We start from the raw sequence: 21,507 nt of genomic DNA on the forward strand, positions 1-21,507 counted from the left end.
AGGCGATCATGAGTGACGAGAACATGGGCGACGAGGTCTACCAGCCGACAGGCGGCAACGAGGACCAGGAGGACGCCGCTCCGCTGGATCTCCAGGACGCGGTCGACGAGCGCACGTACGACGACATGCTGGACGAGGGGTACTCGCCGCCGGAGAAGCCGCTGGGCGTGACCAAGACCGGCACCACGGCGGCGGAGCAGCGGGAAGGCGAGTCCCTGGACGAGCGGCTGCGCCAGGAGGTCGCCGACGTGACGGAACCGGCCGGGGACGGGATCGGGGACACCCCCGGGGCGGCGGGCGAACCGCGCGACCCGGAGGTCGGCGCCGAGCGCGCCGGCCGGCTGGTGGCGCCGGACGAGGGAGCCCACGAGGACACCACCAAGGAGCTGGTCGCCGCGGACGAGGGCATCGACGGCGGCGCGGCGGGCGCCGAGGAGGCCGCCGTGCACGTCGTACGGGAGGACCCCGTGGACGAGTGACGGCTGCCCCTGTCAGGGGTCGGGGTTTCCTCGTACGATGGCCCGCATGATCCTCAGCCGACGCCGCCCCGCCGTTCAGCGGTACCGCGTGCTCTCGTCGCACGGCTGTTGTTGATCTTCCACGTGTAGCAGCGCAACGACCGGGCCACAGTGCCCGGTCGGCGCGGTTCCCCGCGCTGACCTGCGCCGCTCGGCGACGTCCGGAAAACCCGCGCACGCGCGCACCCGTACAACCCGCGCACGCGCGCACCCGCGTACCCGGCGGGTTCCAACCCCCGCTTCACCCCTGGCCGTTCCTCCGAAAGGGCAGACCTCCATGCGCACACCCGAAACCGCCTACGACCGTCGCAGACTCCGGCAGTGGCTGGCCGGGGAGGCCCGCGCGGACGGGGTCTCGCGGCGGGACATGCTCCGGCTGCTGGCGGCGACCGGTGGCGCCCTCGCCGTCCCCGCGGCGCTCAACGCCCGTGCGGCGGCGGCCACTTCACCGGGGATCGTCAAACCGCTGCCCGACGAGTGGTTCACGGTGCGCGGCACCAACGCGGAGACCCGGTTCGCCTCGCTCGCGGGCACCGGCTATCACACACCGGTGGACCACTTCTTCGTCCGCAACCACACCTCCACCCCGGTCCTCGACGCCGCCGACTGGACCCTGACCGTGCACGGCGACGGACTGGTCCACGGCCGCGCCGTGGAGCTCTCCCTCGACGACCTGAAGCGGTTCCCCGCCGTCACCCGTACGGCGTTCGTGGAGTGCGCGGGCAACGGGCGCAGCTACTTCACCTCCCAGCAGGGCCAGACCGTCAGCGGCACCGCCTGGACGCTGGGAGCGATCGGCACCGCGCGCTGGCGAGGGGTGCGGCTCGCCGACGTCCTCCGGCGCGCGGGGCTCGGCGGCGCCGCCGTCGATGTGATGCCCCGGGGCCTGGACGCCTCCTACGTGACCGCCGACGGGACCGACCTCGGCCGGGTCCGCCGCCCGCTGCCGCTGTCGAAGGCGCTGGACGACGTGCTGCTGGCGTACGAGATGAACGGTGAGCCGCTGCCGTACGACCACGGCCACCCGGTACGCGTCCTGGTCCCGTCCTGGGTCGGGATCGCGTCGATCAAGTGGGTCGGCGACATCGAGGTGTCGGCCCAGCCCCTGTACTCGCCCTGGAACACCGACTTCTACCGGCTCTTCGGAGACTCCTACCCGCCGGGCGGCAGCGCCCCGCTGACCCGCCAGACCGTGAAGAGCGCCTGGGAACTCGCGTGGGGCGCGAGCCTCGACGCGGGCCGGGAGCACCGGCTGACGGGCCGGTCCTGGTCCGGGGGCGGCGGCATCGTCCGCGTGGACGTCAGCACGGACGGCGGGGCGCGCTGGCGGCGGGCCCGGTTGCACGACGCCGGGCACCGCGACGGCTGGGTCCGCTGGTCCACCGACTGGCGGCCGCCGGCGCCGGGACCGTACAGCCTGCTCGCCCGGGCCACGGACCGCGCCGGCCGCACCCAGCCGGACACGACCGTGCCGAACACCCAGGGCTATCTGTTCGACGCCGTGGTCCGGCATCCGGTGACCGTCGTGTGAGTGGTGCAGCCGCTCAGACCTTCCGAGAGGCAGCGGTCAGCCGGGCCTCGGCCAGTTGCCGGGCCGCCCGCAGCGGGGTGACGCCGGTCGAACGGGCCAGTTCCAGCACGTGGTTGACGGTGTCTCCGATTCCGTCCACCCGCTTGCGGGAGGCCTCGTCGCTGTCGTGGTCCGATTCCCGGCTGAGCGTGTAGACGATGCCGCCGGCGCCGGCGACGTAGTCCGGGATCCAGACGACTCCGTGTCGTGCGAGGGTGTCGGCGACCGAGTCCTCGGTGAGCTGGTTGTTCGCCGGGCCGACGACCAGGGGCGCCGCCAGCCGCGGCACGCTCTCCTCGCTCAGGACGCCGCCGATCGCGGCCGGGACGAGGATGTCGGCCGGTGCGGACAGTGCCTCGTCCGGCTCGACCCAGCCGAACCCGGCGGCCAGCGCCGCCTGCATGCGCGACTCCTCGACGTCCGAGACCAGGACCCGCGCGCCCTCGGCGGCCAGTGCGGCCGCGACCCGGCCACCGACCGAACCGAACCCGCTGACGACCGCCGTGCGGCCGGCGCAGGAGGCGTCGCCGAAGACATGCCGGGCCCCGGCGCGCAGCGCCGCGAGGACCCCGGAGGCGGTGGGGCCGCCGGAGTCGCCGGTCCCGCCGTGCTCCTGGGGCGCGCAGTACGCGTACGGCGTGAACCGCTTCAGCACCACCATGTCCTGCGGGCCGGTGCCGATGTCGGGGCCGGTGCGGTACGACCCCTGCCACGAGGCGATCAGTTCGCCGAGGTCCTCCAGGGCGGCCTCGCGCAGCTCCGCGGTGAGGTCGGTGTCCCGGTCCAGGGCGATCACGCTCTTGCCGCCGCCGAAGTCGAGGCCGGCCACGGCCGCCTTGTAGGTCATGGCCTCCGACAGCCGCAGCGCGTCGGTGAGTCCGTCCCGCCAGCTGTCGTAGCGGCGCATCCGGCAGCCGCCGACCGCCGGTCCGAGCGCGCGTGAATGGACGGCGACGATGATCGGCAGCCCGGACCGCCGGCCGCGGCGGACGACGACCTCTTCGTGTTCCAGTGCTTGGCTCATACGGTCGAAGCTAGGGTTGTGAACGGCCCAACTGGCGTTCGGCCGAAGGAAATTCGGAATCCGGCTCATGGAGGCGACCATGGACGAAGTTGATTCGGCGATCGTGCACCATCTCCAGAAGGACGGTCGGCTCTCCAACCGCGCCCTCGCCGAGAAGCTCGGCATCGCGCCGTCCACCTGCCTCGAACGCACCAGGCTGCTGCGGCAGCGCGGCGTCATCGAGGGATACCGGGCGCAGGTCTCCCTGCGCGCGCTCAACCGCTCGGTGCAGGCGATGGTCGCCACGCAGATCCGGCCGCTGCGCCGGGACGTCGTCGCGGCCTTCGAGGAGTCGGTGACCCGGCTCCCGGAAGTCGTCTCCGTCTACACGATGGCGGGCAGCGACGACTTCCTCGTCCACGTCACGGCGCAGGACATCGACCACCTGCACGCCTTCCTGCTGGACCAGTTCACCAACCGGCGCGAGATCGTGGGCTTTCGCACCTCGATCATCTACCAGCACCTCACGAACCCGGTGCTCGATCCGCTGCCGTGAGCCGGCGTCAGGTGACCGTGTCGATGTGAATGTGCTCGATCCGTTCGTCCAGGAAGGCGGCCAACTCCCGGGCCTCCGCGCGAACGGCGTCCTCCTCCAGAGCGGTCAGGCGGCGCAGGGGACTGATGCGCAGACGGTCCTCGCGCACGGCCCAGGTCGCCGCGACCCGTCCGTCGACCAGGACCGTGCGATGGCCCGCGACGGACACCCCGACATGGGCGGCGTCGACGATGCGGCTGCGGTCGTGGTACCCGAGGAGGGCGTTGTCGAAGGCCGGCAGGAAGCGGACGGGCGCCGGGGTGTCGGGGTGGGGGCGGGGCGCGTCGGGCAGGTCGAACAGCTCCCGGCCGCGCGCGTCCCGGAAGACGACGAGCTCTTCCCGTACGGCCCTGACCGCGGCGGGAAGTCCGGACAGACCGCACCAGGCGCGCAGATCCGCGCCGGCGGCGGGCCCGTACGCCGTGAGGTAACGGCGTACCAGCTGCCGCCCGACGGGGTCGCCGTCCCCGGCGGGCAGCGGATCGATGTCCCGTCCGAGCCAGGAGGCCAGCGGCAGGTTGCGCACGCCGGCGGACTGCCGCCACAGGCCGCGCGGCGGCAGCTGGACCATGGGCACGAGGGCCGCGACGACCAGCTCGCCCAGGACCCGGCGCGGCGGCCCCGGCCAGCGGTCCGCCAGGGCCTCGACGAGCTCGCGCATGGTGCGGGGCCGCTGGTCGGCCATGACCGCCCGGCCTGCGGCGGCGACCTCGTCCAGGTCGATGCCGGCCAACTCCCGCCGGTAGGTGCCCAGGACGCGCCCGCGCAGCATCGCGTCGTGGCGGGCCCGCCAGGCGAGCGCGTCGCCCGCGGTGACGAGGTGGACGGTACGGCGCATCAGGTGCGTGCGCACCACCGCGCGGCCGGTCATCGCCTCGTCCAGCCGCCCCGGCGCGAAGCCGGCGAGCCGGGACCACAGCCCGATGAACGGCTCCTGGGGCTCCTGCGCCTGCAGTCCGCACAGGTGGGCCACCGCCTCGGGCACGGCGGCGTCAGTGCGGGTGAGCAGGTGCTGGCGGGCGAGGGTGGCGCGGTTGAGGGCGCGGTCGTCGAGGACGGTCATGGCGTTCCCGGGGCTCAGGCGTTGTAGGGGACGGCCACGTCGAGCACCCAGGTGACGCCGAAGCGGTCGGTGAGCATGCCGTACAGCGGCGCCCACGGCGCGGGCTCCAGCGGACGTACGACGGTCGAGCCGGCGCCGAGCCTGCCCCACAGGGTGCTGATCTCCTCGGCGTCGGTACCGCGCACGGAGACGAAGAACGGGTTCTCGCCCTGGTTCCAGGGCAGGTGGCCGGGCACGTCGTAGGCCATGACGTGGAAGCCGTCGTCCCCGGTCACCTCGCCCCACATCACCCAGTCCGCCTCGCTCTCGTCCCGTACGGCGCCGGCGTCCTTGTACGTGACCGCGACGGTCCGGCCGCCGAACACGGACCGGTAGAAGTCCAGCGCCTCGCGCGCGGCGCCGCGGAAGTTGAGGTGGGTGGTGGTCGTGACGGACATGGTCGGCTCCTCGCCTCGATGTGGCACGGCCCTGCGACCGGCTCGTACGCCACCCTGGCGGAGGTAGCGGACAGGTTGTGTCCGCTACCTCGGCGACCATGGGTCCCATGCGGAAAACGTCCTCCCGGCTGCTCGCGCTGCTGTCCCTGCTGCAGACCCACCGTGACTGGTCCGGCGAGGAGCTCGCCGGGCGTCTCGACATCACCGCGCGGACCGTGCGCCGCGACATCGACCGCTTGCGCGACCTCGGCTACCTGATCACGACCGTCAAGGGCCCGGGCGGCGGCTATCGCCTCGCGGCCGGGACCCAGCTGCCGCCCCTGCTGTTCGACGACGACCAGGCCGTCGCCCTGGCCGTCGCGCTGCGGACCGCGGCCACCCGCACCGGCGTCGCCGAGGACGCCGAACGCGCCCTGGCCACCCTCCGCCAGGTCATGCCGCCCCGCCTGCGGCACCGCATCGATCTGGTGCGCGTCACCGCCGTCCCGCCGCCGGAGGCCCCGGACGCCGCGCGGGTCGACGCCCAGGTGCTGAGGGAGCTGAGCCGTGCCGTCCACGCCCGCGAGGAACTGCGCCTCGACCACACCCCGGCGCACGGCGGCGCCGACACCGCCGAGCGCCGCCGCGTGCAACCCCACCACCTGGTCACCTGGCGGGACCGCTGGTACCTCGTCGCCTGGGACCTCGACCGCGAGGACTGGCGTACGTTCCGCGTCGACCGCATCCGCCCCCGGACCCCCACCGGCCCCCGCTTCACGCCCCGCGCCCTCCCCGGCGGGGACGTCGCCACGTTCGTCACCAGCCGGTTCCGCGGCAACGACGGCACCACCACCGACTGGCCCTGCCGGGGCGCAGTCGTCCTGCACCTCCCGGCCGCCGACGTCGCGCCCTTCGCCCAGGACGGAACCGTCGAGGAACTCGGCCCCCACCACTGCCGGCTCACCCTCGGCTCCTGGTCATGGACCGGCCTTGCCACCGCCCTCGGCCACTTCGACGCCGACATCGAAGTGGTCGGCCCACCCGAACTGGCCGCGGCCTTCGCGGAGTTGGCCACCCGCTACCGCCGCGCCGCCGATGGGATCACCCCCAGTCGTACGCGTACGCCGCGACCCACGTGATGTCGAGCTGGGCGCTGCTGCCCGGCGCCGCCCCCGGCCCCTCCAGCGCGCTCTCGTTCTGCAGCACCCACGACAGCGGCTGGTCGGGCACCCCGCGAGTGTCCTGTCCGATCTGCCGGCCGTCGACGAAGAAGCGGACGTGCCCCGGCGTCCACTCCGTGGAGACCGTGTGCCACTCGGTCCAGTCGTCGCTGCCCGGGAACGACCCCTGCTCGCCGCCCCCGCACGGATGGTGGAACGCAGTCAGCGAACCGGTCCACTCGCCCTCGGGATGGTCCATCTCGCAGCCGCCCCCGTAGTGCAGCCAGGCGGACTTGTAGCCGGGCGCCGGCTTCGTCACCTTGATCCGCGCGCTGTACTTGCCGTACGTCATCTCCATCACGGCCCGCGGGACCACCGCGGCGGCGTGCACGGGGCCGCCGTCGGCGGGCCGCCACATCCGGATGGTCATCCGTCCGTCGCCGTCGGCCGCCGGACCGACGCTGACGGTGTCCTCGGGGTGATAGACACCGACCACGTCCCGGCCCCGGCTGTTGGCGGTGTCGCGCCAACCGGTCGGATAGGCCCACCAGTTGTCGCGGTACGAGCCGCTGAGGCCTCCGCAGTGGGCGGCGGAGGTGTCGGCGTCGTGGTCGCAGTCGCTGAACGCGCCCAGCGGCACCACATCGCCGTTGAAGTCCTCCGCGAGGACCTGCCAGAAGGGCCCGCAGTCGCCGCGCGGCAGGTTGACGCTCGTGCTGCGGCAGGCGTCGGCGGCGTCGGCCGCGGAAGGCGCCCCGTCCGCGCGGGGGAGTCCGAGCAGACCGGCCGCGGTCAGTACGACCGCGGATGCGACCAGAAAGGCCTTCCGGTGGTGGTGCGGCGCCGCATGTGAACCCATCCGAGGCTCCCTCGATGCTCACCGGCTCGAAGAAGCATCCTCGCGCGCGAGCCGACGGGCAGCCACCCCCGCGACGGCCCGGGAATCGGACGACCGCACTCCGCCGCGCCCGAACCCGCGGTGGCGGTCCCAGGTGCCGTTCGTCCCAGATGTGGCACCTGATGGGGCATGGAGTGGATCGGCAGGACGAGCCGGGCGACCAGGTGGCGCGCCCGGAACGCGGTGACGGCCGTGCGACGGGCCTGGGCGGAGCCCGGGCGTGAGCGGGACGTGGTGGCGCAGGCCGGGAAGGCCGCGCTGGCGGCCTGGGTGGCGTGGGCCGTCGCGGGGTGGTGGCTGGCCGCCCCGATGGCGTTGGTGGCGCCGTGGGTGGCGATCGCGCTGGTGGAATCGACGGTGTACCGGTCGGTCGCGCACGGGCTCCAGCAGCTGGCGGCGATCGCGGTGGGCACCATCGTGGCGACCGCCGCGGCGATGCTGGTGGGGAACGCCATGGTCACGATGGCCGTCGTCCTGCCGCTGGTCCTGCTGCTGGGACAGTGGCGGCGCCTGGGGAGCCAGGGCATCTTCGGCGCGACCGGGGCACTGTTCGTCCTGACCGGCGGCCAGGTCACGCTCGGCGGGGCCGCCGCACGCCTTTCGGAAGCGGTCTTCGGCGCGCTGGTCGGGGTGGCCGTCAACGCGCTGATCCGGCCCCCGACCTATCTGCGGGACACCCGCGCCGCGCTGGCGGAGGCGGCCCGCGAGGCCCGCGACATCCTGGACGACGTGGCCGACGCGCTCACCGCCGCCGAGTGGGACGGCCACGACGCCGACGTACGGCACCAGCGCGCCCTGCGGCTGGGACGCCTCGTCGACCAGGCCAGGTCGGCGATCGGCTGGAGCGAGGAGAGCCTCCGGGGCAACCTCAGGCGGCCGCGCCGACAGCACGCGGCCCCGCACGGTACGACGTACGCCGACGCGCTGGCCGTGCTCGACCACGTCGCCGTCCACACCGTGGGCGTGACGCGCACCGTGCGCGAGGCGGCCGAGGGCACCACGTCCCGGCCGGCCGACGCCGTCACCACGGCCTACGCGGACTTTCTGCGCGACACGGCGCGCGCCGTGCACCTCTACAGCGCGTACCGGTTCGCCCGGGACGGCGGGGACGAGACCACCGGACGGGCCCTGAACGACGCCACCGCCGAGCTGCGGCGCACCCTCGACGCCCTGCGCCGGCAGCTCCCGGGCGCCGCGCCCGAGGACCCCGACGCGCTGGTCACGTACGGGACGCTGCTGGCACAGGCGTACCGTCTGGCCGACCATCTGGGCGTGGAGAGGGTGTGACGCCGAGGGGACCGGACAACGGCCTTGCTAGGGTGCCCCGATGTCATCGATCAAGAAATTCCAGGTCACCTTCGACTGCGCGCAGCCCGAGCGAGTCGCCCGTTTCTGGTGCGAGGTGCTGGGATACGAGGCGCCGCCACCGGAGGGTTTCGCCGACTGGGACGCCTACAACGAGGCCCAGCCCCCGGAGGAGCGGGACGCCTGGTTCGCGGCCAGTGATCCCACGGGCGTCGGCCCGCGCCTGTACTTCCAGCGCGTCCCCGAGGGCAAGGTCGTCAAGAACCGGGTGCACCTCGACGTGCGGGTCGGTACCGGGCTCGTCGGCGAGGAGCGCCTCGCCGTGCTGGAGGCCGAGTGCACGCGACTGCTCGCGCTCGGCGCGGTGCGGGTGCAGCTGCTGAAGGCCGACGGCGTCAACGAGTCCTGCATCGTGATGCAGGACGTCGAGGGCAACGAGTTCTGCCTCGACTGAGCACTCGACTCGGCATCCGTTCTCAGTCGCGGCGAGGTGGGGGGCCGCCTCGCCACAGGACGTGGTCGAGCGGCGGCTCCTCCGCCAGCACGGCACCGATCGTCACCGCGAAGGTGACCGTCGCGCACACCACGATCAGCCAGGACAGCAGCGTCAGGACCACGCCCAGGGAGCCGTACTCGTCCAGGGTGCGGTTGAGCGCGCCGGGCATGTAGAGACGGGCCGTCAGGGCCAGGGCGCTCGTGGCGGCCGAGGCGAGCAGCGCTCCGGGCAGCAGCGGCAGCCAGGGGACCCGGCCGGCCAGCAGCAGGCGCTGCGTCCACAGCCACAGGCCGGTGCTCAGGACGAAGAAGAGCGGGACGCCCAGCCACGCGCCGGCGCCGAAGCCCTCGCGGATGGGCTCCTGGAGCAGCACGACGAGCACCAGCACGAGGAGCCACACCAGCCAGCGCCAGGCCGCGATCCTGGTCGCCGACTTCGGCAGCCGCCAGGCCCGCTCGCAGACCCGGGCCATGGCCCGGCTGAAACTGGTGGCCGACACCAGCGCCACCACCAGGCCCACAGCGCCGGTCGTCTCGCGCAGACTGTCGTCGGCGGAGGTGCCCAGCACCTGATCGAGTTCCACGCCGGAGTGGCCGGTCAGACCGAACATGGCGCGCAGCGACTCCCGCAACTGCTCGCGGACGCTGTGCGGGGTGAACGCGGCGATCGCGAACAGCAGCGGGATCACGGCCAGGAACGCCTGCGCGGCGAGCCTCGTCCCGGCGTCCAGGAGGTTCCCTGACAGCAGCCTGCCCGTCAGCTCGACGATGACCGGGAACCGCTGCTCGGCGTGGGTACGCAGGCGCTCCAGCCGCGCCCTCCACGCCATCGCGCCTCCCACCTGTGCCGCCGCGCCGTTCATGCCAGTCAAGGCGTCACCCGCCCGGGCGTCGAGCGGTGCTGGCCCGATCGGGGTGCTCGCTCCGCGCCCCGAGCCAGAACCCGGTGACGAGCGTCCTCAGGCCGGGACGCGGGGCGAGGCCGGCCCGCTCAGGGAGCGGCGTCGGCGTCCAGCGCGACGGCCACCGCGCGAAGGGCCGCCGCCACCCGGGTGACCGGCTCGGCCGGCGGGTGGGGGAGGCGCGCCAGCAGCAGGCGCCGCTGTTCCTGGGGCCCGCCGCGGACCGGGAGGACGCGAACGCCGGGGGGCGCCGCGGGGGCGAGGGACGCCGGTACGGTCGTCAGCCCGCAGCCGGCGGCGACGAGCTGGAGCTTGGCCAGCCAGTCGCGGGCGGTGTGGGCGATCTCCGGCCGCTCGTCCAGCCCCGGCCACACCCCCAGCAGCCGGTCCTCCCCGGAGCCGGACCCGGTGATCCAGCGCTGCCCCCGCAGATCGGCCACGTCCACGAACTCACCCCGGGCGAGCGGGTGACCGGCGGGCACCGCGAGGCACAGCGCGCGTTCGGTGAGCGTCCGCAGCACCAGCGGCGGAGACTCGGCGTCCGGCGGCCGGAAGGGCGGTGCCGACGCGAGCAGGGCCAGGTCGAGACTGCCCGCCCGCAGGGCGCGCACCAGCGCCGGAGTGCTGCCTTCCCGGCCCGCCACGGTGAGGCCGGGGTCGGTGCGCCGCAGGGCGGCCAGGGCCCGGGGCACGAGGACGGCGCCGGCGCTGGGGAACCATCCCAGGCGGACCGTGCCGGCCTGCTCCGGCAGACCGGACAGCTCTCGTGCCGTGGCGTCGATCTCGTCCAGCACCACCGTCGCCCGGCGCAGGACGACGTGCCCGGCGGCGGTGAGCCGTACACCGTCGCGGCGCCGCTCCAACAGCTCGGCGCCCGCCGCCCGTTCGATCGAGGCGATCTGCCGGGACACCGCCGACTGCGTGTATCCCAGCGCGTCGGCGGCCGCGGTGAACGTCCCCTGCTCGGCGACGGCACGGAACACGCGCAGCGAGGTCAGCGACACATCCGTGAAGTCCATGACGATCACGCATACCACGCTTGCCGAACTTTCGTTGGACTCATGGACGCGGCGTTCCTAGCGTGGTCGTCATGAGTGCCTCACGCATCGCCCTGGTCACGGGCGCCAACCAAGGACTCGGCCGCGCCCTCGTCGAAGGCCTGGCGGCCCGCCTGCACCCCGACGACCTCGTCCTGCTCACCGGCCGCAACCCTCGGCGCGTCGAGGACGCCGCCCGCGAAGTCGCCCAACTGCCGGGCACCCGCGCCCGCGTCGAGGGCCGGGTCCTGGACGTCACCGACACGGACGCCGTCGCCGCCCTCGCCAAGGAGCTCGAAAGCCGGTACGGCGGCGTGGACATCGTCATCTCCAACGCCGTCACCCGCCTGCTCCCCGAGGACTCACAGGCAGCACGCGCCGACGAGGTCATCGACGTCTCCAACACCGCCACCCACGCCGTCCTGCGCTCCTTCGGCCCCGTACTGCGCCCCGGCGGCCGGCTGCTGGTGGTGGCCAGCAGCCTCGGCACGCTCGGCCATCTCGACCCACGGCTGCACCACCACTTCGAGAACGCGAGCCTCGACCAGGTCGAGGCGGCGGTCGAGTCCTGGCGCGCGGCGATTCACAACGGGACGGCGACGGAGGCGGGTTGGCCGGTCTGGCTGAACGTGCCCTCGAAGGTCGCGCAGGTCGCCGCGGTCCGCGCGGTCGCCGCCGCACGCCGCGACCACGACCTCGCCACCGGCACGTTGGTCGCCTCGGTCTGCCCCGGCATGGTCGACACCGCCACCTCCCGCCCCTGGTTCAGCGACTACAGCCACGCCCAGTCACCGTCACAGGCCGCTGTCGCGGTACTCGACCTGATCTTCGCCGAGCGCGTCGATCCCGCCCTCCACGGCGAACTCGTCCGGTTCGGCAGGGCCCTGCCGTGGCACGACGGCACACCACCGGTGGAACAGGACAGGATCGTCACACCCTGACTTCGCCAGGATTCCAGAGGCCTGGATCGATGAGTTTCGGTCGCGTCCGCAGTCTCTTCCGGTGACCGTCCCAGGACGGTGTACGACACCGCCCGGCACGAGACACCACGGAGGACGCACCATGACGACCACACCGGACGACCCGACCGCCGTGCCCACCGGCCGACCGCCCGTCGTCGACCTGGCCACCTGGCAGAAGGCCCGCGACGAACTCCTGGTCCGCGAGAAGGCCCACACCCGGGCGGGCGACGCCCTCGCCGCGGACCGGCGCAGGCTGCCGATGGTGGAGTTCGACGGGACGGTCGAGGTCGCCGGCCCCGACGGCCCGGTCCCGTTCCTGGACCTGTTCGAGGGCCGCGACGAGCTCGTGGTGTACAAGCACATGTGGTACGACGGCGCGCCGCCCCAGGGTCAGTGCGAGGGCTGCACCACCGCGGCCTGGCACCTGAAGGACGCCGTCTACCTCAATGCCAGGGGCGTCTCCTTCGCCATCCTGACCTCGGGCCCCTGGGAGGAGGTGGCCTCCTTCGTCGAGTTCATGGGCTACACCCAGCCCTGGTACTCGGTGCGCGACACGCCCGCCCCGGTCGGCGGCGACATGGGCCACCTCACCTGCTTCCTGCGCGACGGCGACCGCGCCTTCCTCACGTACTCCACGACGGGCCGCGGCAACGAGCCGCTCAACCTCTCCCTCGCCCTGCTCGACATGACGCCCTACGGCCGCCGCGAGAGGTGGGAGGACAAGCCCGAGGGCTGGCCGGAGGGGTACGACGCCTGCTGGTCGTGGCGTTCGGACGCGGACGGCAACCCCACCTGGGGCCCGACCAGCCGCCCGGTGGCCCAGTGGACCCGGCCCGGGGCGACCCCGGTGCAGACCCTCGGCCGCCGGGGCCACTGCCACTGACGGGCGGGCACCGGCGGCACCGGGGGCGGTCCGCTCAGGCGCCGCCGCGCTCGCGGGGGATCTTCAGACCCGCCTCGATCGCGACCGGCAGCCGGTTCTCGGCCGGCGGCAGCGGGCAGGTGGCGAGGTCGGTGTAGGCGCACGGAAGGTTGGCGGCACGGTTGAAGTCCAGCGTCACCGTGCCGTCGGGCGCCGGCGGACCGACGGTCAGGGAGCGGTTGGCGGCGTAGGTGGTGACCCCGGAGGTGGCGTCGGTGAACAGCACCGACAGGGTGCCCTCGGCATACCCGGGGAACGCGGTCAGGGACAGCTCACGCCCCTCCAGCTCGAACTCGATGCGGCCCGGGGCGTCGTACACATGCTCGAGCCCCTCGACAGCGGCCCCCACCGTGGTCGGACGCGGCTCGTCGAACGGGAGGTAGCGGCCCCGCACGACCCAGCGCGGGTCGGGGGCGTAGGCGGGGGTACCGGTGAAGGCCGTGCGCAGCTCGGCGTCCGGGTGCCGGGGGCGGACGATGTCATGACCGCCGCGCTTGGCGACCTCGATGACCGCATCGCCCCAGACCGCGTTGACACCACCGCGCTCGGGTAGCACGCCGAAGCGGTGCTCACCGCGCACCGGGGTGCCCTCGACGACCAGTTCCTCGCCCTCGTCGAGGGTGACGACGACACCCTCGGGGCCGGTGTGCCAGGCGCCGGGCGCGTCGGGGAAGCGCTGCGGACGCTCGTCGAGCCAGTGCAGGCCGGTGATGGCCAGGAACCCGTGCGGGTCGGCGAGCCGGGTCTCCTGGGCGCGGTACCACTCCAGCCAGCTCTCGGTGAAGGCCTGGAGGTCGGTGGCGGTCGCCTCGATGGTCATGAATTCTCCTCAGGGGCAGGGGTGTTCGGTCAGCTCGCCTGGCGCCGGTCGGCGGCGGCGCGGTGGGTGAGCGGCTCGCGCAGGCCGAGGTGGTCGCGCAGGGTCGTACCGGTGTACTCGGTGCGGTAGACGCCGCGTTCCTGGAGTTCCGGGACGAGCAGGTCGACGATGTCGTCGAGGCCGTCCGGGATGAGGTACGGCGTCACGTTGAAGCCGTCGAGCGCGCCGTGCCGTACGAAGTGGGCGAACTTGTCGGCCAGTCCGGCCGGCGTGCCGACGTGGCCACGCTGCGGGCCGAGCGCGATCACGGTCTCGCGCAGCGACCAGCCGTGCGCCTCCGCCTTCGCCCGCCACTCCGCCACGACCGCCCTCGGGTCGGCGACGCGCCGGGCGCCGAAGGAGCCGTCGTTCTCGGCGACCACCGGGTCCTCCGCGGGCAGCGGCCCGTCGGCGTCGCGGTCGGACAGGTCGATGCCCCACAGCAGGGTGGCGATGCCCAACGCCGTTGCGGGGGTGACCTGTTGGAGCCGGATCCAGCGCTTCTTCTCCTGCGCCTCCTCCTCGGTGGCGCCGATGATGATCTCGGTGCCGGGCAGGATCCGCAGATCGTCGTCGGGCCGCCCGACGGCGCGCAGCCGGGTGCGGATGTCCTCGGCGAAGGCCAGCGCGTCGTCGAAGTCGTTGCCGTGCGCGGAGAAGATGACGTCGGCGTTGCGGGCGGCGAAGTCACGTCCCTCGCCCGAGTCACCGGCCTGGAAGATCACCGGGTGGCCCTGGGCGCTGCGCGGCAGGGTCGGGGCGAGGTCGACGTCGAACTGCGGTCCACGGTGGCGGACTTGGCGTACGGCACCGGGCGCGGCCCACGCGGACGCCGTCTGCGCCGCGGCGACGGCCCCGTCCGCCCAGCCGTCCCAGAGCGCGCGGGCCACGGTGAGGAACTCCTCGGCGCGCCGGTAGCGGTCGGCGTGGTCGAGGTAGCCGCCGCGCCGGAAGTTGGCGCCGGTCCAGGCGTTGTCGGTGGTCACCACGTTCCAGCCGGCCCGGCCTTCGGAGAGCAGGTCGAGGCCGGAGAGGCGGCGGGCGAGGTCGGCGGGCTCGTTGAAGGTGGAGTTGGAGGTGGAGACCAGGCCGATCCGGCGGGTCACGGCGGCCAGCGCGGCGAGTTGGGTCAGGGCGTCCGGCCGTCCGGCCACGTCGAGGTCGTGGATCTTGCCGTCGACCTCGCGCAGCCGCAGCCCCTCGCCGAGGAAGAACGCGTCGAACAGGCCGCGTTCGGCGGTCTGCGCCACCTTGCGGAAGGAGGCCGGGTCGATCTGGGAGCCGCTCTCGGGGGCCGACCAGATGGTCCAGTGGTTGACGCCCTGGAAGAAGACCCCGAAGTGCAGCTGGGCGTGCGGCCGGGGGACGTCGAGGGGGTCGGTGCGAGTCATCGGGCGTCCTCCCGAACGGATACGGCGGATGCGGCTGCGAAGCTGTTGGCGGGGCGCGCCAGCCCCAAGGCCGTGCGCAGGGAGGTGCCCGGCAGCGGCCGGGCGACGAGCCGCCGCTCGGACAGGGCGGGCAGCACGAGCCGGGAGAGGACGGCCAGATCCTCGTCCAGCACCAGCGGACGCAGCCGTACCCCGTCCACGTGACGGCTCAACTCCCCGAGCAGCTCGACCAGTTGCCCGGCGGAGCCGATGTGCCGCAGTCGTCCCCGGTCCGGCCACGGGCCGTGCCGCTCCAGGTCGGCGACGCGGTCGGCGGCGGTGGCGTCCGGGGTGTCGAGCGCGACCTCGACCTCGGCGAAGACACGGGCCGTACCGGCGGCAGCGGCGGCCGCGGTGACGGACGTCAGGTCAGGTCCGCCGACGAGGCCGACGTCGAGCTGTGCGGCGGGCACCCGGTCCGGCCGGCCCAGGACGACGACCTGCCCCTGCGGCGGGCGCGGCACGATCGCCGGACCCTTCACGGCGTACGTCTCCCCGGTGAAGTCGATGTAGTGCAGCCGCTCCCGGTCGAGGTAGCGGCTGGTGGCGACGGACCGGATGACCGCGTCGTCCTCCCACGAGTCCCACAGCGCCCGGGCGACCTCCAGCCCGTCCCGTGACTCCCGGGCCCGGGCGTCGGCACCGTCGACGAGCGGGCGGCCCCAGGCGCGCGCCGCCTCCGGCTGCTCCTCCTCGGTCACCACCCACCCGGCGCGGCCCGCGGAGACATGGTCCAGGGACGCCAACTGGCTGGAGACATGGAAGGGTTCGGCGTACGTGAGCGGTACGACGGGGGCGATGCCGATGCTGCTCGTGGAGGCGGCGACGAAGGCCGCCCGCTCCACCGCCCCGATCCGGCCCACCGGGTTCGGCGAGGCGCCGGGCGGCAGCACACCGTCGTCGAGGGTGATCAGGGTGAACCCGGCGTTCTCCGCGACGGCGGCGACCCGGGCCACGCGGCGCGGGGTGAGCAGTTCGTCGGGTGCGTGGGCGGCGCGGCGCCAGGCCGCGGGATGAGCGCCGTCGCCGTCGAGCTCGACGGCGAGGTGCAGGGCAGGGCGGGACAAGAGGAGTTCCTTCCGAGAACGAGTGAACTCGCGGCCGTGCGGCGCACAAGGGCGGGCCACGAGGAGAAAGGTCAGACGTGTACGGAAGGACAGACCGCGGAGGAGGTGCGGCAGTAGTCGACATGCCGCCGGATGATCAGCCACGCACCCTTGCGGACACCGTGCGGTGCCGCGCCAGGAGCGTGCATCGAGGGCCTCCACCCGCCAGGAATTCTCGAATTCAACGTACGTCGCATGCCCCGGCGGGTGTCAAGGGCATCCAGATGCCGCCCTTTTCACCGCCACCTGGGCGGAATGTTCGCGATCTGGGTCAGCAGGTCCCAGTCCGCCGGTTTCCGGGCAGGCCGGTGCCACCGGGCACCGTGGCCGACCCACAGGCCGCGGAGCTCGCGGACCTGCATCAGGGTGTCGTCGCCGATGCCCGACTCGTTGTAGCAGCAGTCGCAGATCACGTACTGAGGTAGGCCGTGCCGGTCGAACAGCTCCTCGCCGTCGTCCGGTCCACAGACACGGCATGCGGTCTCGGCCGAGTTCTCCATGGCCGGAAGACTACTGACGCCCCCGGGAAGCGTCGGCGTCCAGGCCCTTCCCAGGTCAGCCGGTGGCGGCTCCCGGGCCCACCGGGACGTCGCCCTGGAGCGTGATCCGGTGCATCACCCGGTGCTGGTCGCCGTAGTCGCGGTTGGCGTAGTGCGCCGTGCTGCGGTTGTCCCACAGGGCCACGTCGCCGGCCTGCCAGCGGTGGCGTACGACGTGCTCCGGCTTGGTGAGGTGGGCGTACAGGATGTCGAGGAGGCCGCGGCTCTCGTGCTCCGAGACGCCCACGATGTGCGAGGTGAAGCCCGGGTTCACGAACAGGCCCTTGCGCCCGCTCTCCGGGTGCACCCGCACCACCGGATGCTCCACCGGCGTCAGCGAGGTGAACACCTCGCCCTCCCACAGATTGCCCTGGCCCTGCCTGCGCTGGGCCAGGTAGTAGCCGAACTCGCGGCTGCCGTCGTGGACGGCGATGAGGGTGTCGATGTGGGCGCGCAGCCCCGGCGACAGGGACTCGTAGGCGAGCTGGCTGTCCGCCCAGTTGGTGTCACCGCCGGTGGGCGGCAGGACCACGGCCCGCAGCACGGAGATGGCCGGGGGCCGCCGTACGAAGGTCACGTCGGTGTGCCACACATCGGCGAACCCGTTGTCCTGGCTGTCCAGGGAGTACACCTCGGGGGGCACGTCACCGGAGTCGTGCACCGGATGCCCCACGGTGACCTCGCCCAGCCGTCGGCCGAACTCGATCTGGGCCGCGTCGTCGAGGCCGTGCTGGCCGCGTACGAACAGCACCTTGTACGCCACCAGCGCCTCGCGCAGCGCGCGGACCTGGTCGTCGTCGAGCCGGGCGAGGTCGATGCCGTGCAGTTCGGCACCGAAGTTCGGGCCGAGCGGGGTGATCGGGAGCCCGGTGACGGCCGGGCGTTCGCTGAGGATGCTCACGGGTGGAACTCCTTTCCTTAGAGGGGAGTACGGGGGTCAGGCCGCCGCCGCGGACTTGACGGCGTGGGACACCTGGGCGCGCAGCTCGGCGAACTCGGGGGAGTTGCGGAGCTCTTCGGCGTCGACGTCGCCGCGCGGCAGGCTGATCGGCAGGTCCAGGGCCACGGTGCCGGGGCTCTTGGTCAGCACCACGATGCGGGAGCCGAGGAACACCGCCTCCTCGGCCGAGTGGGTCACGAACACCGCGGTCCGCCCGGTGCGTTCGGTCACCTGGCGCACGTCCTCCTGGAGGCGCTCCCGGGTCAGCGCGTCCAGGGCGGCGAACGGCTCGTCCAGCAGCAGGAGCGGGTTCTCGGCGGCGAGGGCCCGGGCGATCGCGACGCGCTGCTGCTGCCCGCCGGAGATCTCCCAGACCCGTCGCCGCTCGGTGCCCTCCAGCCCGACCCGGGCCAGCAACTCGGCTCGGCGCTGCGGCCATTGGGCCCGCTCCACCCCGGCGTAGCGCAGCGCCAGATCGACGTTGCCGCGCACGGTCCGCCACGGGAAGAGCCGCGGCGTCTGGAAGACCACGCCGGCCGAGACACCGGGGCGCGGCTCGGCGCCCGACACGCGCACCGCACCGTGCGTGGGCCGCTCGAACCCGGCGATCAGCCGCAGCAGCGTGCTCTTGCCGCACCCGGACGCGCCGACGAGCACCAGGAACTCCCCGGCGGGGACGGTCAGATCGACCGGACCGACGGCGGTGAACGCCTCGCCGCCACGCCCGTACCGGTGCGTGACCTGCTCGATGCGGACGGACCCGGCGCGCTCCGCTTCGACAACCGGCGCGGCGGCGAGCTCACTTGACGACATCGGACAGCCCCTTCAGATAGAACGCCTTGCGGACCGCGTCCTCGGACGGCGCCGCGTCGATCTGCTTCTGCTCGGCGAGAAAGGCGGCGGTGTCGCTGACGTAGGTGAGCAGCTTGCCCGGACCGCTGTCGGTGCCCAGCCAGTCGGCGGAGACGACCTGCTCCGGAGTGAGGAAGACTCCCTGCGCCAACTGGGCCTTGGCGTCGGCCTCGCTGATGTTGATCTCGGCGGCGACCGCCTTGACCGCCCCGTCCGGATCGGACTTGAGCAGGCGCAGCGCCTCGGCCTGCGCCTTGCGCCACGCGGCGATGGCCTTCGGGTCCCGGCCGATCAACTCGTCGGACACGACGGCCAGATCGAGGGTCGGCTTGCCCGCGGCGCCGATCTCCTTGCTGCTGGTGAGCTGGGTGCCGGTCTTGCGCAGCTCGTCGAGCGTGGGGAGCCAGACGTAGGCGGCATCGATGTCACCGCGTTCCCAGGCGGCGAGGATCGGCTGCGGCTGGAGGTCGATCAACTGCACGTCGGACGGGGCGAGTCCGGCCGCCTTCAGCGCCGCCAGCAGGCTGTAGTGGGAGGTCGAGGCGAACGGGGTGGCTATCTTCTTGCCCTTGAGCCCGGCGATGTCGGTGATGCCGGTGTCCTTGCGCGCCACGAGGGCCTCGTTCTCGCCCGCGACGTCCAGGATCCACGCCACCTTGTACGGGATGGGTGAGCTGCCGGAGATGCCGCGGGCGAAGGGGCTGGAGCCGAGGGCGGCGATGTCGAGGGACTTGCCGATGAAGGCCTGGTTGACGCTGGCACCGGAGTCGAACTTGATCCACTTGATCGTGTATCCCGGCAGCGCCTTCTCCAGCAGCTTTCTGTTCTTGACCAGCAAGTCGCCGCTGGGGAAGGCGAAGTAGCCGATGCGCAGCTGCTTGGACCCGCCGGACGTGGCGGCGTCGCTGTCCGAGGAGCAGCCGGTGACGGCGGCGGACACGGTGGCCAGGGCGCCGGCGAGGAGGAGACGACGGGAGGGGCCTTGGGGGCGAGGGGACATGGTGGTGCCGTTTCTGTGGAAGGGGATTGCAGGGCGGTTCACGCGCGTCCGCGCCACGGCACGACCGTGCGCTCCAGCCGCAGCAGCAGGCCGTCGATGATCAGCCCGGAGACGCCGATGGCGATGATGCCGACGAGCACGACGGGGGTGTTGTTGTAGTTGGCGGCGTCCTTGACCATGCCGCCGATCCCGGGGAGGCCGTTGACCAACTCGGCGGCGACCAGGGAGGAGTAGGCCACGCCCACGGCGAGCCGGACGCCGGTGAGCGTCTCCGGCAGCGCGGAGGGGATGACGACGTCCCTGACCACGTCCCACCGTGAACCGCCCAGCGCCCGGGCGGCTTCGATCAGCTGCTTCGGTACGGCCGCCACGGCCGCGGTGGTGGACACCGCCACCGGCGGGAACGCGGCCACGGCCAGCAGCGTGACCTTCGGCTCCTCGTCGATGCCCAGCCAGATGATGAGCAGCGAGAAGTACGCCAGCGGCGGCAGCGTCCGCAGGAAGGTGACCCACGGCTCGAACAGCGGGCGCAGCCAGCCGACGGTGCCCATGAGCAGCCCGAGGACCACACCGGCGACGATGCCGATCCCGGCGCCGAGCGCGATGCGGCGCAGACTGATGCCGAGGTGCTCGATGAGCGTGGTGCCGTTGTAGCCCCGTACGCCGTCATGGGTGGTGGAAACGTCGACGAACGCGTCCCACACCTTCGCCGGCGGCGGCACCAGCGTCTCGCTCCACGTCCCGCTCGCCGCCAGCAGTTGCCACAGGCCGAGGAAGACGAGAAGGGAGGCGAACGGCAACGCGACCGGGCGCACCCGCGCCCACGCACGCCGTTCGCGCGGAGGTGACGGTTGGTCAGAAACCTTGCTCTGAAACGATGTTGTGGACACGGGTGTCCTCCAGGGCGCCGGGGCATGACGAGCGGCCGACGAGTGAGGGTGAGGATGAGGAGAAGAGGGCGCACCTGTAGAAGGGGCGCGGCAACCGCCCTCAGGCGGGGGGATTCACCGCGAGGAAGGGCGCGTCAGAGGGGTCGGATCAGAGACAACAGGAGCCCGCGCGCAGGCACAGGTCGATGACCAGGCGTCGCACCAAGAGCTCGGAGATCATGCGGACAGTTCTACCGCAGCCCCGGCCCGGCTCCAACAGGCGTCCCACTCTCTGGAACAGACGCTTAGGATCACCGGCATGGCGCTGCGACCCGTGATGGTGAACGTGAAGGCCCTCGACGCCTCGGCGGTCGGCCGGTTCTGGGCGGAGGCGCTCGGCTGGACGGCGTACAGCGCCGGCGCGACCACCTACGTCGGACCGCCCGGCGGCCTGGTCTGGCCGGACCCGGTCGTCCTCGGCATCGACGTCGTGCCCGTACCGGAACCCAAGACGGCGGTGAAGAACCGGGTGCACCTCGATCTCGCCACCACCTCCGCCGACCAGCAGACCGAGTTGATCGCGCGTCTGAGGTCGCTCGGGGCGACCCCCGTCGACGTGGGGCAGGGCGAGGTGCCGTGGACGGTCCTCGCCGATCCCGAGGGCAACGAGTTCTGTGTGCTGGAGCCGCGCGAGATCTACCGGGACACCGGGCCGGTCGCCGCGGTGGTCGTCGACTGCACCGACCCGCGGGCCATGGCCCGGTTCTGGGGCGAGGCGACGGACTGGACCGTGCACGAGGTGGCCGACGACCACGCGTCGCTGCGGTCCGCCAAGGGCGGCGGCCCGTATCTCGAGTTCCTCCGCACCCCCGACACCAAGACCGTGCCGGACCGCCTCCACCTCGACCTGCTGCCCTACCCCGGTGACGACAAGGCGGCGGAGGTGGACCGGCTGCGGGCATTGGGCGCGGCCGACCTCGACATCGGCCAGGGCGACGTGGCGTGGACGTGCCAGACGGATCCGGAGGACCACGAGTTCTGCGTCCTCGCTCCGTGAACGGCGCGA

Annotated in this window: 23 protein-coding genes; 9 read left to right on the forward strand and 14 right to left on the reverse strand. The window is 73.0% G+C overall.

Annotated elements, in window-relative coordinates:
* Positions 1 to 8: 8 nt before the first annotated feature.
* Positions 9 to 479: a DUF5709 domain-containing protein gene (locus tag CRP56_RS38720; RefSeq protein WP_097272155.1), complete on the forward strand. Its 471-nt coding sequence runs from the start codon at positions 9 to 11 to the stop codon at positions 477 to 479.
* A 316-nt stretch (positions 480 to 795) separates the two neighbouring features.
* Positions 796 to 2,049, forward strand: a complete 1,254-nt coding sequence (locus CRP56_RS38725) for a sulfite oxidase (RefSeq protein WP_097272157.1) — start codon at positions 796 to 798, stop codon at positions 2,047 to 2,049.
* Positions 2,050 to 2,062: 13 nt separating this feature from the next.
* Here the strand turns inward: CRP56_RS38725 and CRP56_RS38730 are convergent, their stop codons facing one another.
* Positions 2,063 to 3,112 carry a Glu/Leu/Phe/Val dehydrogenase dimerization domain-containing protein gene (locus CRP56_RS38730; RefSeq protein WP_097272159.1) on the reverse strand — a complete coding sequence of 350 codons (1,050 nt, stop codon included), beginning with the start codon at positions 3,110 to 3,112 and terminating at the stop codon, positions 2,063 to 2,065.
* A gap of 79 nt (positions 3,113 to 3,191) precedes the next feature.
* On the opposite strand from CRP56_RS38730, the gene CRP56_RS38735 reads away from it, so the two are divergent.
* Positions 3,192 to 3,647, forward strand: a complete 456-nt coding sequence (locus CRP56_RS38735) for an Lrp/AsnC family transcriptional regulator (RefSeq protein WP_097274894.1) — start codon at positions 3,192 to 3,194, stop codon at positions 3,645 to 3,647.
* Between the two features lie 7 nt (positions 3,648 to 3,654).
* Here CRP56_RS38735 and CRP56_RS38740 read toward each other — a convergent pair whose 3' ends face one another.
* Together CRP56_RS38740 and CRP56_RS38745 are read right to left on the reverse strand one after the other, a co-directional pair.
* Positions 3,655 to 4,749, reverse strand: a complete 1,095-nt coding sequence (locus CRP56_RS38740; RefSeq protein ID WP_097272161.1) for a winged helix DNA-binding domain-containing protein — start codon at positions 4,747 to 4,749, stop codon at positions 3,655 to 3,657.
* A 14-nt stretch (positions 4,750 to 4,763) separates the two neighbouring features.
* Positions 4,764 to 5,186 carry a VOC family protein gene (locus tag CRP56_RS38745; protein ID WP_097272164.1) on the reverse strand — a complete coding sequence of 141 codons (423 nt, stop codon included), beginning with the start codon at positions 5,184 to 5,186 and terminating at the stop codon, positions 4,764 to 4,766.
* 107 nt (positions 5,187 to 5,293) lie between these two features.
* Between CRP56_RS38745 and CRP56_RS38750 the strand changes: the two genes are divergently transcribed.
* Complete coding sequence (locus tag CRP56_RS38750) at positions 5,294 to 6,304, forward strand: helix-turn-helix transcriptional regulator (protein ID WP_097272166.1); 1,011 nt, start codon at positions 5,294 to 5,296, stop codon at positions 6,302 to 6,304.
* Here the strand turns inward: CRP56_RS38750 and CRP56_RS38755 are convergent.
* Positions 6,267 to 7,184, reverse strand: coding sequence for a glycoside hydrolase family 16 protein (locus CRP56_RS38755; RefSeq protein ID WP_097272167.1), 918 nt, complete (start codon positions 7,182 to 7,184; stop codon positions 6,267 to 6,269). The genes CRP56_RS38750 and CRP56_RS38755 overlap by 38 nt on opposite strands.
* A gap of 168 nt (positions 7,185 to 7,352) precedes the next feature.
* On the opposite strand from CRP56_RS38755, the gene CRP56_RS38760 reads away from it, so the two are divergent.
* Both CRP56_RS38760 and CRP56_RS38765 read left to right on the forward strand, forming a co-directional pair.
* A complete protein-coding gene (locus CRP56_RS38760) occupies positions 7,353 to 8,510 on the forward strand; it encodes an FUSC family protein (protein WP_097272170.1) in 1,158 nt (385 codons plus the stop codon).
* A 40-nt stretch (positions 8,511 to 8,550) separates the two neighbouring features.
* Entirely contained in the window at positions 8,551 to 8,982 is a 432-nt protein-coding gene (locus CRP56_RS38765; protein WP_097272172.1) for a VOC family protein, read from the forward strand.
* Positions 8,983 to 9,004: 22 nt separating this feature from the next.
* Here the strand turns inward: CRP56_RS38765 and CRP56_RS38770 are convergent, their stop codons facing one another.
* Both CRP56_RS38770 and CRP56_RS38775 read right to left on the reverse strand, forming a co-directional pair.
* Positions 9,005 to 9,886, reverse strand: a complete 882-nt coding sequence (locus tag CRP56_RS38770) for a YhjD/YihY/BrkB family envelope integrity protein (RefSeq protein WP_257042068.1) — start codon at positions 9,884 to 9,886, stop codon at positions 9,005 to 9,007.
* A 128-nt stretch (positions 9,887 to 10,014) separates the two neighbouring features.
* On the reverse strand, positions 10,015 to 10,944 hold the full coding sequence (locus tag CRP56_RS38775; RefSeq protein ID WP_179851353.1) for a LysR family transcriptional regulator: 930 nt from the start codon (positions 10,942 to 10,944) through the stop codon (positions 10,015 to 10,017).
* A 71-nt stretch (positions 10,945 to 11,015) separates the two neighbouring features.
* On the opposite strand from CRP56_RS38775, the gene CRP56_RS38780 reads away from it, so the two are divergent.
* A complete protein-coding gene (locus tag CRP56_RS38780; RefSeq protein WP_097274898.1) occupies positions 11,016 to 11,903 on the forward strand; it encodes an SDR family NAD(P)-dependent oxidoreductase in 888 nt (295 codons plus the stop codon).
* 121 nt (positions 11,904 to 12,024) lie between these two features.
* On the forward strand, positions 12,025 to 12,807 hold the full coding sequence (locus CRP56_RS38785) for a DUF899 family protein (RefSeq protein ID WP_097272176.1): 783 nt from the start codon (positions 12,025 to 12,027) through the stop codon (positions 12,805 to 12,807).
* A 34-nt stretch (positions 12,808 to 12,841) separates the two neighbouring features.
* Here CRP56_RS38785 and CRP56_RS38790 read toward each other — a convergent pair whose 3' ends face one another.
* The 8 genes from CRP56_RS38790 to CRP56_RS38825 all read right to left on the reverse strand — a co-directional run bounded on the left by CRP56_RS38790 (position 12,842) and on the right by CRP56_RS38825 (position 20,462).
* Positions 12,842 to 13,666: a DUF1684 domain-containing protein gene (locus CRP56_RS38790; RefSeq protein ID WP_097272178.1), complete on the reverse strand. Its 825-nt coding sequence runs from the start codon at positions 13,664 to 13,666 to the stop codon at positions 12,842 to 12,844.
* A gap of 29 nt (positions 13,667 to 13,695) precedes the next feature.
* Complete coding sequence (locus CRP56_RS38795; RefSeq protein ID WP_097272180.1) at positions 13,696 to 15,096, reverse strand: NtaA/DmoA family FMN-dependent monooxygenase; 1,401 nt, start codon at positions 15,094 to 15,096, stop codon at positions 13,696 to 13,698.
* Positions 15,093 to 16,202: an LLM class flavin-dependent oxidoreductase gene (locus CRP56_RS38800; protein WP_097272182.1), complete on the reverse strand. Its 1,110-nt coding sequence runs from the start codon at positions 16,200 to 16,202 to the stop codon at positions 15,093 to 15,095. The genes CRP56_RS38795 and CRP56_RS38800 overlap by 4 nt, the downstream gene beginning before the upstream one ends.
* Positions 16,203 to 16,477: 275 nt before the next feature.
* The gene (locus CRP56_RS38805) at positions 16,478 to 16,741 is read right to left on the reverse strand and encodes a hypothetical protein (RefSeq protein WP_097272185.1); all 264 of its coding nucleotides are present in this window, start codon (positions 16,739 to 16,741) and stop codon (positions 16,478 to 16,480) included.
* Positions 16,742 to 16,796: 55 nt separating this feature from the next.
* Positions 16,797 to 17,681, reverse strand: a complete 885-nt coding sequence (locus CRP56_RS38810; RefSeq protein ID WP_097272187.1) for a TauD/TfdA dioxygenase family protein — start codon at positions 17,679 to 17,681, stop codon at positions 16,797 to 16,799.
* 36 nt (positions 17,682 to 17,717) lie between these two features.
* On the reverse strand, positions 17,718 to 18,533 hold the full coding sequence (locus CRP56_RS38815) for an ABC transporter ATP-binding protein (protein ID WP_097272189.1): 816 nt from the start codon (positions 18,531 to 18,533) through the stop codon (positions 17,718 to 17,720).
* The gene (locus CRP56_RS38820) at positions 18,520 to 19,572 is read right to left on the reverse strand and encodes a taurine ABC transporter substrate-binding protein (RefSeq protein WP_097274900.1); all 1,053 of its coding nucleotides are present in this window, start codon (positions 19,570 to 19,572) and stop codon (positions 18,520 to 18,522) included. The genes CRP56_RS38815 and CRP56_RS38820 overlap by 14 nt, the downstream gene beginning before the upstream one ends.
* Before the next feature lie 38 nt (positions 19,573 to 19,610).
* Entirely contained in the window at positions 19,611 to 20,462 is an 852-nt protein-coding gene (locus CRP56_RS38825; RefSeq protein WP_373559732.1) for an ABC transporter permease, read from the reverse strand.
* Positions 20,463 to 20,760: 298 nt separating this feature from the next.
* Between CRP56_RS38825 and CRP56_RS38830 the strand changes: the two genes are divergently transcribed.
* Positions 20,761 to 21,498 (forward strand): VOC family protein, encoded by a 738-nt coding sequence (locus tag CRP56_RS38830; protein WP_097272193.1) that lies wholly within the window; start codon positions 20,761 to 20,763, stop codon positions 21,496 to 21,498.
* Positions 21,499 to 21,507 lie beyond the last annotated feature (9 nt).

Origin of the sequence: Streptomyces sp. TLI_55 (assembly GCF_900206255.1) — a bacterium.
GTDB classification, from domain to species: Bacteria; Actinomycetota; Actinomycetes; order Streptomycetales; family Streptomycetaceae; genus Streptomyces; species Streptomyces aquilus.

Coding starts and splice junctions, on each gene's coding strand:
- CRP56_RS38720 (WP_097272155.1), top strand. CDS start 9: ATGAGTGACGAGAACATGGGCGACGAGGTCTACCAGCCGACAGGCGGC.
- CRP56_RS38725 (WP_097272157.1), top strand. CDS start 796: ATGCGCACACCCGAAACCGCCTACGACCGTCGCAGACTCCGGCAGTGG.
- CRP56_RS38730 (WP_097272159.1), bottom strand. CDS start 3,112: ATGAGCCAAGCACTGGAACACGAAGAGGTCGTCGTCCGCCGCGGCCGG.
- CRP56_RS38735 (WP_097274894.1), top strand. CDS start 3,192: ATGGACGAAGTTGATTCGGCGATCGTGCACCATCTCCAGAAGGACGGT.
- CRP56_RS38740 (WP_097272161.1), bottom strand. CDS start 4,749: ATGACCGTCCTCGACGACCGCGCCCTCAACCGCGCCACCCTCGCCCGC.
- CRP56_RS38745 (WP_097272164.1), bottom strand. CDS start 5,186: ATGTCCGTCACGACCACCACCCACCTCAACTTCCGCGGCGCCGCGCGC.
- CRP56_RS38750 (WP_097272166.1), top strand. CDS start 5,294: ATGCGGAAAACGTCCTCCCGGCTGCTCGCGCTGCTGTCCCTGCTGCAG.
- CRP56_RS38755 (WP_097272167.1), bottom strand. CDS start 7,184: ATGGGTTCACATGCGGCGCCGCACCACCACCGGAAGGCCTTTCTGGTC.
- CRP56_RS38760 (WP_097272170.1), top strand. CDS start 7,353: ATGGAGTGGATCGGCAGGACGAGCCGGGCGACCAGGTGGCGCGCCCGG.
- CRP56_RS38765 (WP_097272172.1), top strand. CDS start 8,551: ATGTCATCGATCAAGAAATTCCAGGTCACCTTCGACTGCGCGCAGCCC.
- CRP56_RS38770 (WP_257042068.1), bottom strand. CDS start 9,886: ATGAACGGCGCGGCGGCACAGGTGGGAGGCGCGATGGCGTGGAGGGCG.
- CRP56_RS38775 (WP_179851353.1), bottom strand. CDS start 10,944: ATGGACTTCACGGATGTGTCGCTGACCTCGCTGCGCGTGTTCCGTGCC.
- CRP56_RS38780 (WP_097274898.1), top strand. CDS start 11,016: ATGAGTGCCTCACGCATCGCCCTGGTCACGGGCGCCAACCAAGGACTC.
- CRP56_RS38785 (WP_097272176.1), top strand. CDS start 12,025: ATGACGACCACACCGGACGACCCGACCGCCGTGCCCACCGGCCGACCG.
- CRP56_RS38790 (WP_097272178.1), bottom strand. CDS start 13,666: ATGACCATCGAGGCGACCGCCACCGACCTCCAGGCCTTCACCGAGAGC.
- CRP56_RS38795 (WP_097272180.1), bottom strand. CDS start 15,096: ATGACTCGCACCGACCCCCTCGACGTCCCCCGGCCGCACGCCCAGCTG.
- CRP56_RS38805 (WP_097272185.1), bottom strand. CDS start 16,741: ATGGAGAACTCGGCCGAGACCGCATGCCGTGTCTGTGGACCGGACGAC.
- CRP56_RS38815 (WP_097272189.1), bottom strand. CDS start 18,533: ATGTCGTCAAGTGAGCTCGCCGCCGCGCCGGTTGTCGAAGCGGAGCGC.
- CRP56_RS38820 (WP_097274900.1), bottom strand. CDS start 19,572: ATGTCCCCTCGCCCCCAAGGCCCCTCCCGTCGTCTCCTCCTCGCCGGC.
- CRP56_RS38830 (WP_097272193.1), top strand. CDS start 20,761: ATGGCGCTGCGACCCGTGATGGTGAACGTGAAGGCCCTCGACGCCTCG.